Origin of the sequence: Streptomyces sp. NPDC050759 (genome assembly GCF_044456945.1) — a bacterium.
Lineage (GTDB): Bacteria > Actinomycetota > Actinomycetes > Streptomycetales > Streptomycetaceae > Streptomyces.
On the sequence record NZ_JBITGI010000006.1, the window covers coordinates 449,905 to 467,510 of the forward strand.

The window sequence follows — 17,606 nt, forward strand, 5'->3', positions numbered from 1 at the left end:
CAATTCCGGGACAGGGCGGGCCTGACCGGCCGTTGCGCCGGGCGACGGGCACCCGCGGTCGTCGCTGTCCCGATTCAAGTGATGGACGCGCTGTGGGACATGGCCCGAGAGGCGGGGAAGAGGCCGAACACGCCCCGGTACTCGTCGAGTTCGAGCCATATGCGGGCGCGGTCGCGTACGCCGTCCCGTCGTCCGGGCCGGGCCGCCTCAGAGCGTCAGCAGCATGGCCACCATCGCGATGCCCATCGACAGCCGACACGCGCGCGCGAGTTCGGGGCGGTCGCCCCAGGCGACGGTTCCGCCGCCGGCGGTCACCGGTATCAGGCGGACGCCGGACAGCAGGACGTAGCCCGCGAAGTAGAGGAGCAGTACGCCCGTCACCACGGGCACTCCCGCGCCGCCGTGGTGCCCGGGGGAGGCCGCCATCACCACCGCCATGTAGACCATGGCCCCGGCTCCCACCAGGTGGTGCAGATGATGGCTGCTCGTGCGCGCCGCCCACAGCGCGCGCACCGCGGCCCCGCCGAACACGGCCGCCCAGAGCGGCCAGGCCCACGACGGAGGTGTGAACACGGCGGCGGGTACGGCCATCGCGGCCATCCCGAAGCCCATCAGCGCCTCACCGCCCGCGGCCCGGCGCTGTTCCTCGACGCTGCTGCGCATCCGCAGCAGGCAGTACGCCCCGGTCGCCGCGCAGAGCGCCACCAGCAGCCAGCCGGGCGAAGCCGGTCCGTGCACGCCCACCTCCCCGCTCGACGTCGGTCAAGAACTGCCCGGGCCATGCGGCGCGCAATCGAGCGCAAGGGTGTATGCGGGGAGCGTGCGAGGGAGCACAGCAGAACAGAGGAATCGCGGGCCTATCATTTACGAGTAAAACACCTGCTAAAGTATTGACTCATGAGCAGTGCGACCCCCTTTGCCGGTACCCCGCGCGCCCGCCGTCTCCCCCTGGCCGGTGTGCTGCGCCTCGGCAGGCCCTCCGACATCTGGTTCAAGCCCGCCCTGAGTGTGGTCGTCGCGGTCGCCCCGCCGAACCTGATCCTCCTGGCCCTCGGCCGACTCGACCTGGCGATGTACACCATGGCCGGGTCCCTGTGCGCGCTGTACGCCCACCACCGGCCCTACGCGGCCCGGGCCCGCGCCCTGGCCGCGGTGGTGCTCGGCATGGTCGCCGGTCTCGGTGTCGGCCTGGTCGCCGCCTCGCTCACCGGCAGCGCGGTGATCCTGGTCACCGTCGGCGCCCTGGTGGCCGCCGTACAGAAAGCGCTCTGTGACGCGACCCGGATCGGCCCGCCGGGTCATGTGGTCCTCACCTTCATCAGCTCCGCCTCCCTGTTCGCCCCGCAGACCCTCGCCCAGGTCCCCGGCCACCTCGCCCTGGCCCTCGCCGCGGGCACCTGGGCCTGGCTGGTCGGCATGGCACCCGGACTCTTCCGGCCGCACGGCCCGGAGCGACGGGCCACCGCCCACGCGCTGAACGCGGCAGCCGCGTACGCGGCGAACCGGCGCCCGGCTGCGAGCGGAACCGCCCATGCCGCCGTACAGGCCGCCTGGCAGACCCTCCTCTCGGCCGGCGCCCGCTCCGAGACCCGGCGGGCCCTCGAACGTCTCGTCGTCCGCGCCGAGGTCGCCCTCGCCGCTCCCGCCGACGCGGACCCGCACCGCCTGCGCGCCTGGGCCCGCGAACTGCGCGGCAACGGGCCGGTCCCGCGGACGGCGTACGACAGCGAACTCCTCGGCGTGGAGGCCGAACGCGCCGCCCCGGCCCGCCGGTGGTGGCGTGCCCTCGGGCCGCTCGCCCCGATCGCGATGCGCACCGCCCTGGGCTGCGCCCTCGCCGGCTACGCCTCCCTCGCGCTCGGCATCGGCCGCCCCTACTGGGCGCTGGTCACCGCCGCCTCGCTCTACCAGGCCAACGTCACCCTCACCTGGAGCCGGGGCGTCCAGCGCGTCGTCGGCAACCTCGTCGGGGTGCTGGTGTTCGCCGCCGTGGTGCCGCTCGCCCACCTCGGGCCCGCCGCCCTCGTCCTGTGCTGCCTCGCCCTCAACTTCGGCGCCGAGGCGCTCATCGGCCGCAACTACTGGCTCGGGAGCATCTGTGTCACCCCGATGGCGCTGCTGATCACCGAGTTCGCCGGGTACCAGGAGCCGGGCCGGCTGATCACCGAGCGGGTCGTGGACACCCTCGTCGGGGCGCTGGTCGGATTCGTCGCCGCCATGGCCGTCACCAACCGGCGCGCGGGCGATCGCGTCGAGCAGGCGCTGGCCGCCGCGGAACGCGCCCGCGCACGCGCCGCCCGCCTTCTCGCGGAGCCGCACCCCGCTCCCGGCAGCCTGGACTCCGCCCACCGCGCCCTCGCCGCCGCCCTGGTCGACCTGCGGGCCGGCGTCGAGGCCGCGTCCGGCGAATGGTGGCAGCGCGCCCTGCCGCAGGAGAGGGTCGTACGCGCCGAACAGGCCGGACACCGTACGCTCGCCGCGACGATCCGGCACCACAGAGCGGAGGGCGCACGCCCATGACGGCACCGAACGGACGACCGGAGGAACCGGCGCGGCACGACACCGTCGCCGCCGTCGTCCGGCAGTGGCAGACCGTCCACCCCGGCCTCGACACCGGCCCCATGGAGATCATCGGGCGCGTCAACCGCTGCGCGGCCCTCCTCCAGCAGGCCGAGGACGCCCCCCTGCGCCGGGCCGGACTCAGCCGTCCCGAGTTCGACCTGCTCGGCGCCCTGCGCCGCACCGGCCACGAGCTGACCCCCGGTGACCTGGCCCGCGAGACCTTCTCCTCCGGCGCCGCCGTCACCAAGCGGCTCAAGCAGCTGACCGAGCGGGGCCTGGTGGAGCGCCGGGGCGACACCCGCGACCGCCGCGTCGCCCACGTCCGGCTCACCGAGACCGGCCGCGACCTGGTCGACGGCATCCTGCCCGAGCAACTGGCGTACGAGACGGCCGTGCTGTCCGTCCTGACCCCCGAGGCGCGGGACGAACTCGCCGGCCGGCTGGGGGAGCTGCTCGGCCGACTGGAGGGCACCCTGGGAGTGCTGCGCGCCTGACGGCTCCGACCTGCGGTTTCGGAACTTTCGAAGCCCGCTGCCTGTTGACGCGGTCGCTCCGCGCTTTCTACGTTCGTCCAGGTCGGTGCGGATCATCGACTGTCGTACGGAATGCCGAACGAAGGATGGATGCCGTGGCAGCCGAAGGCCCCGCCCCCGAGAAGCTCACCATCGATCTCGGGACCGAGACCGGACCCTTCCACGGGGGAGCGAGCGGCACCCTCTACGGGCTCTACGGCGACGGCGTGCCCAGCCGCGTCGTGGTCGAGGGCATGTACCCGCGCACGGTGACGACCAAGGCCCAGGACGGCACCCAGCATCCCGGCGGCGACGCCCTGGAGATCCTGCCGGCCTTCGTCGCGGCGGGCGGCAAGGACGTCTACGTCTATCTGCCCGACTTCTACCGGGGGTTTCCGTACGAGTGGCCGGGGGCCACGGGTGAGGAGCGGCTCGCCGGACATCTGGACGTGATCCGCCGTCAGGTCGAACGCGTGCTGACCCTGGGGGAGTTGAAGGAACACGTCGTGTACGTGCCGTTCAACGAACCCGAGGGCAACATGTTCGGCGAGGGGGAGTGGAGCTACGACCAGGTCTCCTGGCGGACCCGGCCGGACCACTACTTCGCCGCCTGGGAAGCCGCGTACCGCCTCATCAAGGACCTTGACCCGGAGGCGCGGGTGGCCGGACCCAACACCTGCATTCTGTACCCCGAGGTCAGGGACTTCCTTCGGTTCGCGAAGTCGCACGACGTGCTTCCCGACATCGTCACCTGGCACGAACTGTCCTCGCCCGCCGAGGTCCGCACCAACATCGCCGCGTACCGGGAACTGGAACGGGAGTTGGGCATCGGCCCGCTGTCCGTCAACATCAACGAGTACGCGCACAACTACCACGTCTCCGTGCCCGGACAGATGATCCAGTGGATCGCCGCGATCGAGGAGTCGAAGGTCGACGCCGACATCGCCTACTGGAACATCGCCGGCAACCTCAACGACTCGGCGGTCGAGGCGAACAAGGCCAACGGCCAGTGGTGGCTCTACAACGCCTACGGACAGCTGACCGGTAACACCGTCCGCGTGCTCGCCCCGCACCCCAACGAGCAGTACACCCTCCAGGGCGTCGCCACCCTCGACCGGGACAAGCGACAGGCGCGGGCGCTCTTCGGCGGAGCGGACGGCGCGGCGGACGTCGTCTTCGAGGGCGTGGACGCGGAGGTGTTCGGTGCCGCGGTCCACGCCCGTCTCGTGGAGATTCCCTGGACGGGGCAAGTGGGCCCCGCAGAACAGCCGTTGCGGCTGCGAGACGAGGAACTGCCGGTCGCGCACGGGAAGGTGACGCTCGGTCTGACCGGCCTCGACGCGATGTCCGCCTACCAACTGATCCTGTCGCCGGGAGGCAACGGGGCCGTGGCCCTGCCGCCCGCGGTGCGGTGGAGGCGGACGTACGAGGCCGAGGACGCCACCTACACGGGAGACGGTTACTCGAAGAACGGACCCGAGGGGTCCCCGTCCGCCGTCGACCGGTTCGCGACCTCCGGCGGCTACCACGTGGGCGGTCTGCGCACCGGCTCCGACGGCGTGCTCGCCTTCGACGTCGAGGTGCCGCAGGACGGGACGTACGACCTCGCTGTGTTCGCGGGCTCGCACAATCTCGCCGACCTGGTGCGCGAGCAGGGCCCCACCAACGTCTTCCTGCGCGTCGACGGCGAGAATCCTCGCGAACTGCGGCTGCCGCTCGGCTACAAGCCGGCGGTGTGGGGGCACACCGACACCCGGGTGGAGCTGACCGCGGGCCGGCACCGGATCACCCTCGCCGCCGAGGACCCCGACCTCGGAGTCACCAAGGGCGACGCGGACGTCGACAAGCTGGACCTTCTGCTGCGGAGCGAGGACGAAACCGCCCTGTACGACGCCGAGTTCGCGGACCTCGGCGGCGGCGCCCGGGTCAGTCACGCCCACCGCGGCGCCTCGGGGCCCGGAGTCGCCGTGCTCCCGCGAGGCGGCACCGTCACCTTCTGGACGTACGCGGCCGACGACGGCGAGGCCTCCGTGACCGTCGACCTGCTCGGTCCCGGCGAGGGCGTGTGGAGCGTCAACGGCGAGGAGATCGGGCGCGTCGAGCGCGGCGCCGTACCGCTCTTCCTGGCCGGGGGCGTCAACAAGGTGACGGTCACCGGGACGTCGGACCGGCTGATCGTCGACCGGCTGCGCATCGCCCCTTCCCGCGGCCTCCTGCCCAGCACCGCGTACGCCGCCGAGGAAGGCGTCCTGACCGGCACGGCGAGGGTGACCGGATACCCGTACGCCGTCGGCGGCAAGGCAGTCGACGGCATCGGCGCCGGGCCCGCGAACGCGCTCACCCTGACCGTCACGGCGGACCGCCCCGGACGCCACGCGCTGACGATCCGCTACTCCAACGGCGAGCAGCCCCCCTCCACCCACTACAACCCGGACCCGGTCTGCCGCCACGCCGACATCTGCGTCAACGGCGGCCCCGCGCACCGCGTCTTGTTCCCCACCACCTTCCACTTCAACAACTTCTGGAACCTCTCCGTGCCCGTCACCCTGCGCCCGGGCCTCAACACGATCACCTTCACCGCCGACGAACTCCCCGACTTCGCCGGCGACACCAGGAACGAGTTCGGACAGCGCTCCGCCCATGCCCCCGTCATCGACCAGGTCACGGTGACACCGCTCGCCGCCACGGAGACTGACGTGCGTCCTCTCTAGAGCACGTCGGTCGCGGTACGCCGGTATCCGGAGCGCCGGTCGTCGATGGCCTGCCAGCGGTCGCCGTAGATGTTCTTGACGATCTCCGGCGCCCGAACGAAGTCGTGCGGAAAGCCGAGCGGCACCGCACTCACCTCGTCCAGACGGGCGACCGCGTCGGCGTCGAGACGGACGTCGAGACTGCCCAGATTGTCGGCGAGCTGGCTCTCCCTGGTCGCCGCGACGATGGGGACCACATTGCCGGGACGGCCCAGCAGCCAGGCCAGAGCCACCTGGGCCGGGCTCCAGCCGCCCTGCTCGGCGATCTCCAGGACCGCCGTGACGACCTCCTCCTCCTGCGGGTTCGGCTTGTCGCCCCTGGCGTCGAGACGTCCCGCCTCACCCCGCCGGTACTTGCCGGTGAGCTTCCCGCCCGCCAGCGGCGACCAGGCCAGCACCGCCTGGCCGAAGGCCCTTGCCTGCGGGAGCAGTTCACGCTCCGGGGTGCGCTCCAGCAGGTTGTAGCGCAGCTGCGAACCCGCGAACGCGGTCCAACCCCGCAACTCCGCGAGGGTGTTGGCCTGCGCGATCTCCCAGGCGGCCCAGTCCGACACCCCGACGTAGAGCACCTTGCCCGTGCGCACGAGGTCGTCGAGTGCCCGCATGACCTCATCGACCGGGGTGAAGTTGTCGCGGGCGTGCACCCACAGGATGTCCAGCCGGTCGGTGCGCAGCCGCCCGAGACTCGCCTCCACCGACTGCACGAGGTTCTTGCGATGGTTGCCGGCCGAGTTGACGTCCCCCGCACGGGTCCCGCAGGTGTACTTGCTGGCCAGCACGAACTCCTCGCGCCGCCCGTCGAGCAGCTCGCCGAGGATGCGCTCAGAGGTACCGCCCGAGTAGATGTCCGCCGTGTCGACGAAGTTGCCGCCCGCGTCGGCGTACGCGTCGAGAAGCCTGGCGCTGGTCTCCTTGTCGGATCCGAAGGCGGGATCCTCACCCATGACCATCGCGCCGAGGCTCAGCTCGCTCACGCGCAGACCGGTCTTGCCGAACAGTGTGTACCGCACGATCAGTTCCCCCTTCAGGCAGGTCGTGCGCACGACGCTAGGGGCTGGAGCGCACTTCAACGCAACCCACCCACTCCACAGCCGACCGGTGACCTACGGCGGCGACGCGGCCGTGGTGCGACGCGCCACCAGCGTCAGCGAGAGCCTGACCACACGGCCACCGCCCACAGCACCGGCGACAGCACGAACACCCACCCCAGGGTGACCACGAAGAGGACGACGACCACGGTGGGCGTGACGGCCGCGAGCACCGCCGCCAGCCCGCGTGCCTGGCCGCGCCGGGTCAGCGTCCACCACACCGCCGCCGCGGTGACGGCCCCGCCCGCGAGGCCGGCCGCCAGCAGCAGCACGCCGTAGAGGCCGCCGTACCCGAGCGGGAGCAGCACCGCGAGAGCGGCCGCCGCCAGGGCGGTCCTGGCCGCCCATCGCTGCCTGTGCCAGGCCGGGGCGTTCACGTCCACGCGCAGGACGCCCTCGGGCCACGGCGGTCGGCGGAGCATAGCCAAGCCGGCAGAGGCTGCGTTCAGCTTCCGGGCCGGTACCGGATCGGATGGTCCGCCGGCGCCTCCACCAGCACGATCGGTGTGCCGTCCGGGTCCGCCACCCACATCTCGACCAGCCCCCACGGCTCCTTCACCGGGGGCCGTACGATCTCGACACCCTTGGCCAGCAGTTCCTCGTGCGCCGCGGTCACGTCCGCGACCTGGAGCCACAGCCGCACGTCCGCCGCCGGTGGAACCTCGGACCGTCCCGACAGCTCCAGGAACCCGCCGCCGAGGAAGTAGACGGTGCCCCGCTCCGGCCCCGTGCCGAACTCGCGGTACACGGCGAGGCCCAGCTGATCGCCGTAGAAGACTCGGGAACGCTCCGGGTCCGTGGGCCGCAGCAGGACGCGGCCGCTCAGTACGTGCACCATGCGGACGAGCCTATCCGGGGCGCTACTCTCGACCGTGCCCCCGTCGTGCCCCTGAAGTGGAGACGTGCCCCATGGAGACCACCGCCGGCCTCACCTTCCGTGACGCCACCGACGCCGACGTGGACGCACTGGTCGTACTGATCGAGTCGGCGTACCGCGGGGACGACAGCCGGGCCGGGTGGACCACCGAGGCGGACATCCTGGAGGGGCAGCGGACGGATCCGGAGGGTGTGCTCGCGGTCATCAAGTCGCCCGACAGCCGGCTGCTCACGGTGGAGCGGGACGGCCAGGTCGTCGCCTGCTGCCAGCTCGAACACCGGGGTACCTACGCGTACTTCGGGATGTTCGCGGTCAGTCCCGCCCTCCAGGGCGGCGGCCTCGGCAAGGTGATCATCGCGGAGGCGGAGCGGATCGCCCGGGAGACCTGGGGCGTCACCGAGATGCACATGACCGTGATCTCGGTGCGGGACGACCTCATCGCCTGGTACGAGCGGCGCGGCTACCGCCGTACGGGAGAGATGACGCCCTTCCCGTACGGCGACGAGCGCTTCGGCGTTCCGCAGCGCGACGATTTGCAGTTCGAGCTGCTGGTCAAGCCGCTGGTGTGACGTTCCTGCCCCGGTTCACGTGGTTCACGCGGTGAAGCGGCCGGTGCGCTTGATCTCCGGGTAGTCGGTCGTCGCGCCGTCCAGTTCCAGGGCCCGCACCAGTCGCAGATGGTCCTGGGTGTTCACCACCCAGCCGATGATCTTCAGGTCCGCCTTGCGGGCCGCCTCGACGACCTCGAGGGTCAGCCGGCGGATGTTCAGACAGACAGTTTCCGCACCGGCCTCGACGGCACGCTCCACGATGTCGGGGCCGAACCGGCTGCCGATGAGCGCGGTCCGTACGCCGGGCACGAGGCGTCCGATCTCGGCGATCGCCTCGTCGTGGAACGAGGACACCTCGACCCGGGAGACCAGATTCCGCCGGAGCATCACCTCGGCCAGCGCCCGGGCCGCCGCGATGTCCTTGATCTCGGCCTGGAGCGGCGACCGCACGGCGTCCAGGACCTCCTCGAACACCGGGACGCGTTCCCCGCGGCCCGCGTCCAGGGCGCGCAGCTCGGTGAGCGTCTTCTCGGCGATCGGGCCGGTTCCGTCGGTCGTGCGGTCCACGTCGGTGTCGTGCATGACGACGAGGGCGCCGTCCTTGCTCAGATGCAGATCGAGTTCGATCAGGTCGAGGCCGGCCTGCTGGGCGGCGACGAAGGAACGGAGGGTGTTCTCGGGTTCGGTACCCATGACTCCGCGATGACCGATGGTAAGGAAGTTCAAGGTTCAACTCGCTTCCGTCGACGGCGGCTCGGTGCAGAGCCGCAGCCTAACGGCTACGCCGTGTGATGGACCCGCACGTACACGAGGGATCGCGGTGACGTGCGGGGGAGTGATCCCGCTTACCCGGAATCCCCGTGTTCATGGCACTCGGCAGGAAAAAGTTCCGTGACCATTGGGTTGCGCAGGATAACTTCCCGTGACCGCTCTTGCTGGACGGAAGCTCGTATGTATACGGTCTCCATACGAGAGCTTCTCCCGTGGAGGATGGGACATGACGGAAATTCTTGTGCAGGCGGCTTCGGGGGACCAGGTTCCTCCCGTGACCAGGGTGGTGGAGCACCCGGCATGGCCTGTGCTCAAGGATGCCGTGGAGCGGATCCGGCCATGGCAGTCCAAGGACGGGTCGATCGACTTCGAGGCCGAGAGCGCGCCCGCGCGCGGGGACGCCGAGGCCGCCGTACGGCGTGTCGTCGAGGCGGTGCAGGAGCTCTCGCCGCTGCTGCCGCATGACGCCGACTACCACGCCGCCCTCGTCAAGGACCTCAGGCGCTGGTCCGAGGGCGGCTTCGAGGTGCCCGACTTCCTCGACTCCCTGCTGGCCTTCCAGCCCGCCGCGAACCGCGCGGACGGCCTCCAGCACCTGGTCGTCTTCCCGATGTACACGCAGAACGGCAACCCGGACCGCAATCTGGAGGCGGTCGTGCTGCGCATGGTGTGGCCCGAGTGGCTGGCCGAGCTGGAGCGCACCCGCTACGACAACCCGCTGTTCTGCGGCATCAAGTTCGAGGACTTCACGGCCGGCTACGACACCAATTCGGCCGTCCTCTTCCCGGAGACGATCGCCGTGCGCGAGGCGCCGGAACGCTTCTCCTGGGGCGGTATCTTCTGCGACCGCGAGGCCGCCCGGTTCCGCAGGGTCACCGACGCGGCCGTCGACATCCTCGGCCTGGAGCTGCCCGAGGACATCGCCGCGATGGTCCACGACCAGAAGCGCTGCGAGGAGGCCTTCGTGCTGTGGGATATGGTCCACGACCGCACCCACAGCCACGGCGACCTGCCCTTCGACCCGTTCATGATCAAGCAGCGCCAGCCGTTCTGGATGTACGGCCTCGAAGAGCTGCGCTGCGACCTGACCGCCTTCAGGGAGGCCGTGAAGCTGGAGGCGGACGGCGTTCCGCAGGCCCGTGACGTGCAGTACGCGGTGCTCTTCGACCGAATGTTCCGCTTCCCGGTCACCGGTGAGCGCGTGCGCAACTACGACGGCCTCGGCGGCCAGCTCCTCTTCGCCTATCTGCACAAGCACGACGTCGTCCGCTGGACCGACAACAAGCTGTTCATCGACTGGCAGCGCGCCCCCGAGGTCACCAACCAGCTCTGCGCCGACATCGAGCAGCTCTACCGCGACGGCATCGACCGCCCCAAGCTCGTCCACTGGTTCGCCGGCTACGAGCTGGTCTCCACCTACCTCGCCCCGCACCCCGGCTCCAAGTGGGCCAAGGGCCCCGACGCCCTCGACCTGTCGCTGCCGCCCCGGAAACTCGTCGACGACGTGCTTCCGGACGAGTTTCCGCTGAGCATGTTCTATGAGGCCCTCTCCAAGAAGCTTCGTCGTGTCATCGCCTCGACCCGGGGCATCACTGCGGAGAACGCCGAGCGGGTCGCCGCGTGAGCGAGCGCGGCACCGGGAACACTGCACAGGCCGCCGAGGCGGCTGCTCAGGCCGCTCCGGCGGCAGCTCAGGAGGCGAAGAACATGGCGGGGAACGGAGCTCTCAGCGGTGCGGTGATCGCGGTGGCCGGCGCGGGCGGGCCCGCGGGCCGCGCGGCGCTGCTGCGGCTGGCCGAGGCGGGCGCGACCGTCGTCGGCGCGGACAACGACCCGGAGCGGCTCGCGGAGGCCGTGGACGCGGCACGCTACGCGTCGGGCGGCGCCAGCGTCACCGGTGAGCCGGTCGACCTGCTGGACCTGCAATCCACCCGGGACTGGGCCGAGCACATCGAGAAGGACTTCGGCCGCGTCGACGGCCTGGTCCACCTCGTCGGCGGCTGGCGCGGCAGCGAGACCTTCATCAAGACGAGCCTGGACGACTGGGACTTCCTGGAACTGCTGCTCATCCGCACCGTGCAGCACACCTCGCTCGCCTTCTACGAGGGCCTGCAGCGCAGCGACCGCGGCCGCTACGTCCTGATCAGCGCCGCCGGGGCGACGAAACCGTCCGCGAGCAACGCCTCGTACGCCGCCGCCAAGGCCGCCGCCGAGGCCTGGACGCTCGCTCTCGCGGACGCCTTCCGCAAGGCCGGGGGCGCCGACGGGCCGACGTCCGCGGCTACGATCCTGGTGGTGAAGGCACTGGTGCACGAGGCCATGCGCGCCGACCGGCCCAACGCGAAGTTCGCGGGCTTCACGCACGTGCAGGACCTGGCCGAGGCCATCGCCGGTGTCTGGGACAAGCCCGCCGCCGAAGTGAACGGAAAACGTCTGTGGCTGACCGAGAAGCCGTGAACGCTCAGAAGGCCTCTTTTACGCAGGCTCGCCGCCACCACGACCCTGAGGTACGCGGCTTCGCCAGCGACAACTACGCCGGGGCCCACCCGGAGGTGCTCGCCGCCCTGGCCCTGGCCAACGGCGGGCACCAGGTCGCGTACGGCGAGGACGACTACACCGAGAACCTCCAGGGCGTCGTCCGCAGCCACTTCGGGGCCACGGCCGAGGCGTTCCCCGTCTTCAACGGCACCGGCGCCAACGTCGTCGCGCTCCAGGCGGTCACCGACCGCTGGGGCGCGGTGATCTGCGCCGAGAGCGCGCACATCAACGTGGACGAGGGCGGCGCCCCCGAGCGGATGGGCGGCCTCAAGCTGCTCACCGTGGCCACCCCGGACGGGAAGCTCACCCCCGAGCTGATCGACAAGCAGGCGTACGGCTGGGACGACGAGCACCGCGCGATGCCGCAGGTCGTCTCGATCACCCAGTCCACGGAGCTCGGCACCCTCTACACGCCCGACGAGATCCGCGCGATCTGCGACCACGCCCACGCCCACGGCATGAAGGTCCACCTGGACGGCTCCCGCATAGCCAACGCGGCCGCTTCCCTCGACGTGCCGATGCGGACGTTCACCAACGCGGTCGGCGTCGACATCCTCTCCCTGGGCGGGACGAAGAACGGGGCCCTGTTCGGCGAGGCGGTCGTGGTGATCAACCAGGACGCGGTCTCCCACATGAAGCACCTGCGCAAGCTGTCGATGCAGCTCGCCTCCAAGATGCGTTTCGTCTCGGTGCAGTTGGAGGCCCTGCTCGCCAAGGACCTGTGGCTGCGCAACGCCCGCCACTCCAACGAGATGGCCCAGCGCCTGGCCGAGGGCGTCCGCGCTGTCCACGGTGTCGAGATCCTCTACCCGGTCCAGGCCAACGGCGTCTTCGCCAAGCTCCCGCACGACGTGAGCGAGCGCCTCCAGAAACGCTTCCGCTTCTACTTCTGGGACGAGGCCGCAGGCGTCGTCCGCTGGATGTGCGCCTTCGACACGACCGAGGACGACGTCGACACGTTCGTGGCCGCACTGAAGGAGGAGATGGCGGGCTAGGGCAGCCCTGGGCGCGTACCGAACCGGAGGCGGTCTGTGCTTGCATGCCGGGGTGGACAAGACGCAGCGCCGGGTCCGGCCGAGGACCGATGACGACGTCGAGGCATGCGTGCGGGTGCTGGCGGAGGTGCACAGCCTCGACGGTTATCCGGTGAACTGGCCTGCCCGGCCCGGCGCGTGGCTGTCGCAGGACGCGGCCCTGGGCAGCTGGGTCGCCGAGCTGGACGGCCGTGTCGCGGGTCACGTCAGCCTCTCCCGCAGCGCCGAAGGCGACCTGGCCCCTGTCCTGTGGAGCGAGCGGAACGGCACGAGCGGGGAACAGGCCGCGGTGGTCGGCCGGTTGTTCGTCGCCCCGTGGGCGAGAGGGCACGGGATCGGTGCCCTGCTGATGGGCGGAGTGGTGGCGGAGGCTCAGCACCACGGTCTGCATCCGGTGCTCGACGTCGTCGCGTCCGACACCGCCGCGGCGGCCCTGTACGAACGGCTGGGCTGGACAAGGCTGGCCACGGTCGAGCAGCGCTGGAGTCCGTCCCAGGTGGTCACCGTGCATTGCTACGCTGCATAAATATACCGAGTTCCGTAATTTGATTGACCTCGGCCTGATCGTCTTCCTATGCTCTGCGGGCATGGAGCTGATCCAGAACACCCCTGACCTTTCCGCATACCTGGCCGCCGACGAGGTCATCGACCATGACCACCCGATGGTCCGAGAGGTGGCCGCGCGTCTCGCCAAGAAGGCGGTCGACTCGTATGCCTATGCGCAGCTGGCTTTCGAATTCGTCCGCGACACCATCCCGCACTCCCAGGACTCCGGCGATCTCCGCGTCACCTGGCGGGCGTCCGACGTCCTGGAGCAGGGCACCGGTATCTGCTACGCCAAGGCCCACGCACTGGCCGCCCTGCTGCGCGCCGAGGACATCCCGACGGCACTCTGCTATCAGAAATTCGATGTGGTGCACGGCCTGGTCGCCGTGCGGTTCAACGGCGCCTGGCACCGCCAGGACCCCCGGGGCAACAAGCCCGGAGTGGACGCCCGGTTCTCCCTCGACGGCGAGCGGTTGGCCTTCACTCCCGAACCGGAGTCCAACGAGCTGGACTACCCGGTCCTGTACGCTGAACCCCACCCGGCCGTCCTGAGCGTCCTCAAGGCCGCTCCCGACCGGCTGTACCTCTGGAAAACACTCCCCACCGCACTCTGAGGCACCCGATGACCCTCTCCCTGACCGTGTCCGACGAAGTGCGCGCGCTCGCGCCCGGCTTCAGGCACCTCGCCATCGAGGCCCACGGACTCGTCAACGGGCCCAGCACCGACGCCAGTTCGGCCCTCCTCGACGAAGCGGCCCGCCGTCTCGCCGTACGTCTGGACGGGCGCGCTCCGCACGAGGACCCGCACATGGCGGCCTGGCGGGAGGTCTACACGGCGTTCGGCTCGAAGCCGTCACGCACCCGCAACTCGGCGGAGGCGCTGGCGAAGAGGGCCCTGTCGGACGCGGGCCTGCCCCGCATCAACCTCCTGGTCGACCTCTACAACGCGATCAGTGTCGCGCACCTCGTCCCCGTCGGAGGCGAGGACCTCGACCGCATCCGGGGCGGGATGCGGCTCGTACGGGCCACCGGCGACGAGGACTTCGTTACGGTGGTCGGAGGGGAGGAGGCCGTGGAGCATCCCGACGCCGGCGAGGTGATCTGGCGGGACGAGGAGGGTGTGACCTGCCGTCGCTGGAACTGGCGCCAGGGCCCCCGCACGAGGCTCACGGAGGAGACGGTCTCGGGAGTCTTCCTGCTGGAGGGCATGGCCCCGATGCCGCTCGCCGACATGGAGAAGGCGGCCGGCGAACTGGCCGAACTGCTGGAGAAGTTCAGTCCGGGTGCGCAGATCACCACGGCGTTCCAGTAAGGCCCTCAGGGACCTGGTCTCCTACCGGGCGTCGGCCTCGCGCACCTGCTCGGGTGTGGGCGCCGTACCCCCGAGATGCGCCGGCATCCACCACGTGTCGTCCGGCCCCTTGGGGCGCACGGGATAGGCCCGCTGGGCCGCTTCCAGCAACTCGTTGACCCGCTCCCGCACTTGCCGCGTGATGGCCCCGGCGTACTTGTCCCGAGAAGCCTCGATCGCCTCGCCCACCCTCATGGTGATGGGGATGTGGCTGCGCTTGAAGTTGCGGGGGTGCCCCTTGGTCCACAGCCGCTGCGTACCCCAGACGGCCATCGGGATCAGGGGGACACCCGCCTCCTGTGCCATCCGCGCCGCACCCGACTTGAAGCTCTTCAGCGTGAAGGACTGCGAGATGGTCGCTTCCGGGAAGACCCCGACGATCTCGCCCGACCGCAGCGACTCCAGGGCATGGGCGTAGGCCGTCTCGCCCTGCGTGCGGTCGACCGGGATGTGCTTCATCCCGCGCATCAGCGGACCGGAGACCTTGTGGCGGAAAACCGACTCCTTCGCCATGAAACGCACGAGACGCTTCTGCGGGAGCGCGGCCAGGCCGTTGAAGACGAAGTCCAGGTAGCTGATGTGGTTGCTCACCAGCACGGCGCCGCCCGAGCGCGGGATGTTCTCCGAACCCCGGCAGTCGATCTTGAGGTCCCAGGCCTTGAACAGCGCCTGAGCGAATCCGACGACGGGACGGTAGACAAGCTCTGCCATGGGCGGGGTGAGCCCTTCCTGCTCTGCCTGGGAAACTCCCGGCATTAAGTTACGCAGCCGTAGGTTTACGGCATCTCGCAGATCGTGCCCCAAGAACGGACGGGGAGCCAGTCCTGGTGCCCGCCCGGCGAGAGATTCTCGTCACGTCGCCCTGTGATCCACCTTGGGCTTTTAAACCTCCTTTACTCCGCGCGTACCGTCACCCGCCGCACGAGCAGGTACATCTCGCATCCAAGGCAGTACCCGAACGTGGCGTTGAGAAAGGCCGCCGCGAGGGCCGCTCCGGTTGCCGCGAGCCCGAGCCACTCCGGTCCGATCCCGTAACCCACGAGTCCCAGACCCGCGAAGGCGAGGCCCACCGCCTGCGCGAACCGCGGCGGTTCCGGCGCCTCGAACTCGGTCGGCGGCCCGATCCGTGGGCGTACGGCCTTGCGGAACAGCCAGCCGTACGGCGAGCGGCCCACCCCGCCCGCCGCGCCCAGGGCGAACGCCAGTGTCTGCCAGGCCAGCAGCCAGACACTGCCCGTGATCAGAACGGCCGCCAGCACGACGGTCGTCACGGCCGCGCCGAAGCGCGGCCCCCTTGCATCAATGTCCATGAATCAAGCATTCCGCAACGAGGAGACGTGGGGGAGGCGGGAATCTTTGCAGTCTCGTGAATGCTGTGCAGGTGATGACCGGACTTGTGGTGTGCGTGGCGGTGCTCGCGGTGGCGAGCGCCTATGGGGTGCTGCAGCGGCGGCGGAACGGGAGAGTACGGGTGCGCGGGCGCGACGACGGCAAGAGGCTCGGCGCGGCCGAGTTGGGCGAGGAACTCGGCGAACGCGCCACGCTCGTCCAGTTCTCCAGCGCCTTCTGTGCGCCCTGCCGGGCGACCCGGCGGGTGTTGGGCGAGGTCGCCGGCATGGTCCCGGGCGTGACCCATGTCGAGATCGACGCCGAGAAGAACCTCGACCTGGTCCGCGCCCTCGACATCCTCAAGACGCCGACCGTACTGGTCCTCGACGCCGACGGCAGGGTCGTACGGAGGGCCACCGGCCAGCCGCGCAAGGCGGACGTCATCGCGGCGGTCGGGGAGGCGGTTTGACACGGGTTGCGCCCACGGTGAGGCATCTCCCAGATGCCGGAACGTACTTGACTGTGCACCGCACCTATCGTCAGCCTGACCGTATGCCTACGGAACTCCTTCTGTTCGGACGGGTCCACGTCGACCTCGCCCGCACCGCGAGTGCGCGCTGTCCGGCTTGTTGAGCAGCCACGGTCCAGCTCGACACTCCTCGCAGAAGGACATCCCCATGACGGCCACGCCCGACCTCGGCGCCCCTCGCGTCGCCTCTCCCGACCTCCTGCGGTCCGTCTTCCGGCAGCACGCGGCAGGCGTCGCCGTGATCACCGCGAGCGGGGAGGCCGGTCCGGTCGGCTTCACCGCCACGTCCCTCGCCTCGGTCTCCGCCGAACCGCCGATGCTCTCCTTCGGGATCGGCACCGGCGCCTCCAGCTGGCCCGCGATATCCCGGGCGGAACACGTCGGCGTCCACATACTCGGCGAGCACCAGGAGGAACTGGCCGCCACCTTCGCCCGCAGCGGTGCCGACCGCTTCGGGGCGCCCACCGCCTGGCGCGAGGGGCCCGAGGGGGTACCCGTCCTCGGCGACGTGCTTGCCTGGCTGGTGTGCCGGGTCCACGCGCGCGTGCCCGCCGGTGATCACCGCATCGTGCTGGCCGAGGTGCGGCTCGGTGACCACGGCGGCGCCGGCCGACCGCTGCTCTACCACCAGGGCCGGTTCAACGGCCTGCGCGACTGATCGGCTCATCAGCCCTTCCGCTGTGGTGCGCGGCCGTCGAGTTCCGATTACGCTGCGTTGCGAAGGTCACAGTTCAAAGCGCTTGCTTAGCGGGCAGGAACTGGATGTACTGGTGAGTAATATTGCGGTCGGAGCGCAGCCAGCCCCGACCGGGAACGGCCGCTTGGGGCGCCTATGCTGCCTGCAAGAGGCAGCCGAAAAATGACGATGCAGTAGGAGAGCCGGCGTGAGCTTGAGGATCGTTGTCACTGTGAAGTACGTGCCCGACGCCACCGGCGACCGGCACTTCGCCGATGACCTGACCGTCGACCGTGACGACGTGGACGGTCTGCTCTCCGAGCTGGATGAGTACGCGGTCGAGCAGGCCCTGCAGATCTCGGAGAACTCCGACGACGACGTCGAGGTCACGGTCCTGACCGTGGGTCCCGAGGACGCCAAGGACGCGCTGCGCAAGGCGCTGTCGATGGGCGCCGACAAGGCGATCCACGTCGAGGACGACGACCTGCACGG

The 17,606-nt window shown here is 70.4% G+C and carries 20 protein-coding genes; 13 read left to right on the forward strand and 7 right to left on the reverse strand.

Annotated features, from left to right (window positions below):
* Positions 1 to 207 precede the first annotated feature (207 nt).
* Positions 208 to 738: a DUF5134 domain-containing protein gene (locus ACIBJB_RS21365; RefSeq protein ID WP_398932663.1), complete on the reverse strand. Its 531-nt coding sequence runs from the start codon at positions 736 to 738 to the stop codon at positions 208 to 210.
* Between the two features lie 159 nt (positions 739 to 897).
* On the opposite strand from ACIBJB_RS21365, the gene ACIBJB_RS21370 reads away from it, so the two are divergent.
* The 3 genes from ACIBJB_RS21370 (at position 898) to ACIBJB_RS21380 (ending at position 5,785) form a co-directional block, all read left to right on the forward strand.
* Positions 898 to 2,520, forward strand: a complete 1,623-nt coding sequence (locus tag ACIBJB_RS21370) for an FUSC family protein (protein ID WP_398932664.1) — start codon at positions 898 to 900, stop codon at positions 2,518 to 2,520.
* Positions 2,517 to 3,056 carry a MarR family winged helix-turn-helix transcriptional regulator gene (locus ACIBJB_RS21375; protein ID WP_398932665.1) on the forward strand — a complete coding sequence of 180 codons (540 nt, stop codon included), beginning with the start codon at positions 2,517 to 2,519 and terminating at the stop codon, positions 3,054 to 3,056. The genes ACIBJB_RS21370 and ACIBJB_RS21375 overlap by 4 nt, the downstream gene beginning before the upstream one ends.
* A 125-nt stretch (positions 3,057 to 3,181) precedes the next feature.
* Complete coding sequence (locus ACIBJB_RS21380; RefSeq protein ID WP_398932666.1) at positions 3,182 to 5,785, forward strand: cellulosome protein; 2,604 nt, start codon at positions 3,182 to 3,184, stop codon at positions 5,783 to 5,785.
* Here the strand turns inward: ACIBJB_RS21380 and ACIBJB_RS21385 are convergent.
* The 3 genes from ACIBJB_RS21385 to ACIBJB_RS21395 form a co-directional block, all read right to left on the reverse strand.
* Entirely contained in the window at positions 5,782 to 6,834 is a 1,053-nt protein-coding gene (locus tag ACIBJB_RS21385) for an aldo/keto reductase (RefSeq protein WP_398932667.1), read from the reverse strand. The two genes, ACIBJB_RS21380 and ACIBJB_RS21385, sit on opposite strands and share 4 nt — an antisense overlap.
* 134 nt (positions 6,835 to 6,968) lie before the next feature.
* Positions 6,969 to 7,340, reverse strand: coding sequence for a hypothetical protein (locus ACIBJB_RS21390; protein ID WP_398932668.1), 372 nt, complete (start codon positions 7,338 to 7,340; stop codon positions 6,969 to 6,971).
* 17 nt (positions 7,341 to 7,357) lie between these two features.
* Positions 7,358 to 7,750, reverse strand: a complete 393-nt coding sequence (locus ACIBJB_RS21395; RefSeq protein ID WP_398932669.1) for a VOC family protein — start codon at positions 7,748 to 7,750, stop codon at positions 7,358 to 7,360.
* A 71-nt stretch (positions 7,751 to 7,821) separates the two neighbouring features.
* On the opposite strand from ACIBJB_RS21395, the gene ACIBJB_RS21400 reads away from it, so the two are divergent.
* On the forward strand, positions 7,822 to 8,358 hold the full coding sequence (locus ACIBJB_RS21400; RefSeq protein WP_398932670.1) for a GNAT family N-acetyltransferase: 537 nt from the start codon (positions 7,822 to 7,824) through the stop codon (positions 8,356 to 8,358).
* Between the two features lie 24 nt (positions 8,359 to 8,382).
* On the opposite strand, the gene ACIBJB_RS21405 is transcribed toward ACIBJB_RS21400, so the two are convergent.
* Entirely contained in the window at positions 8,383 to 9,066 is a 684-nt protein-coding gene (locus ACIBJB_RS21405) for a glycerophosphodiester phosphodiesterase (RefSeq protein WP_398932671.1), read from the reverse strand.
* Between the two features lie 271 nt (positions 9,067 to 9,337).
* On the opposite strand from ACIBJB_RS21405, the gene ACIBJB_RS21410 reads away from it, so the two are divergent.
* From ACIBJB_RS21410 to ACIBJB_RS21435, 6 genes are all read left to right on the forward strand, one after another.
* Positions 9,338 to 10,735, forward strand: coding sequence for a DUF6421 family protein (locus ACIBJB_RS21410; protein ID WP_398932672.1), 1,398 nt, complete (start codon positions 9,338 to 9,340; stop codon positions 10,733 to 10,735).
* Positions 10,736 to 10,818: 83 nt separating this feature from the next.
* Positions 10,819 to 11,568 (forward strand): SDR family NAD(P)-dependent oxidoreductase, encoded by a 750-nt coding sequence (locus ACIBJB_RS21415; RefSeq protein ID WP_398932673.1) that lies wholly within the window; start codon positions 10,819 to 10,821, stop codon positions 11,566 to 11,568.
* Entirely contained in the window at positions 11,565 to 12,644 is a 1,080-nt protein-coding gene (locus ACIBJB_RS21420) for a threonine aldolase family protein (RefSeq protein WP_398932674.1), read from the forward strand. Before ACIBJB_RS21415 ends, ACIBJB_RS21420 begins: the two co-directional genes overlap by 4 nt.
* A gap of 52 nt (positions 12,645 to 12,696) precedes the next feature.
* Positions 12,697 to 13,209, forward strand: a complete 513-nt coding sequence (locus tag ACIBJB_RS21425) for a GNAT family N-acetyltransferase (protein WP_398932675.1) — start codon at positions 12,697 to 12,699, stop codon at positions 13,207 to 13,209.
* A gap of 61 nt (positions 13,210 to 13,270) precedes the next feature.
* On the forward strand, positions 13,271 to 13,843 hold the full coding sequence (locus ACIBJB_RS21430) for a transglutaminase domain-containing protein (RefSeq protein WP_398932676.1): 573 nt from the start codon (positions 13,271 to 13,273) through the stop codon (positions 13,841 to 13,843).
* 8 nt (positions 13,844 to 13,851) lie between these two features.
* On the forward strand, positions 13,852 to 14,541 hold the full coding sequence (locus tag ACIBJB_RS21435; RefSeq protein WP_398932677.1) for a B3/4 domain-containing protein: 690 nt from the start codon (positions 13,852 to 13,854) through the stop codon (positions 14,539 to 14,541).
* 21 nt (positions 14,542 to 14,562) lie between these two features.
* On the opposite strand, the gene ACIBJB_RS21440 is transcribed toward ACIBJB_RS21435, so the two are convergent.
* Both ACIBJB_RS21440 and ACIBJB_RS21445 read right to left on the reverse strand, forming a co-directional pair.
* A complete protein-coding gene (locus ACIBJB_RS21440; protein WP_057609733.1) occupies positions 14,563 to 15,291 on the reverse strand; it encodes a 1-acyl-sn-glycerol-3-phosphate acyltransferase in 729 nt (242 codons plus the stop codon).
* A gap of 182 nt (positions 15,292 to 15,473) precedes the next feature.
* Positions 15,474 to 15,890 carry a DUF4395 domain-containing protein gene (locus ACIBJB_RS21445; RefSeq protein WP_059207360.1) on the reverse strand — a complete coding sequence of 139 codons (417 nt, stop codon included), beginning with the start codon at positions 15,888 to 15,890 and terminating at the stop codon, positions 15,474 to 15,476.
* A 74-nt stretch (positions 15,891 to 15,964) separates the two neighbouring features.
* Between ACIBJB_RS21445 and ACIBJB_RS21450 the strand changes: the two genes are divergently transcribed.
* The 3 genes from ACIBJB_RS21450 to ACIBJB_RS21460 all read left to right on the forward strand — a co-directional run.
* The gene (locus tag ACIBJB_RS21450) at positions 15,965 to 16,378 is read left to right on the forward strand and encodes a TlpA family protein disulfide reductase (protein WP_398932678.1); all 414 of its coding nucleotides are present in this window, start codon (positions 15,965 to 15,967) and stop codon (positions 16,376 to 16,378) included.
* 208 nt (positions 16,379 to 16,586) lie between these two features.
* Positions 16,587 to 17,096, forward strand: coding sequence for a flavin reductase family protein (locus ACIBJB_RS21455; protein WP_398932679.1), 510 nt, complete (start codon positions 16,587 to 16,589; stop codon positions 17,094 to 17,096).
* 226 nt (positions 17,097 to 17,322) lie between these two features.
* On the forward strand, positions 17,323 to 17,606 hold a 284-nt coding region (locus tag ACIBJB_RS21460; RefSeq protein ID WP_398932680.1), incomplete at its 3' end, for an electron transfer flavoprotein subunit beta/FixA family protein.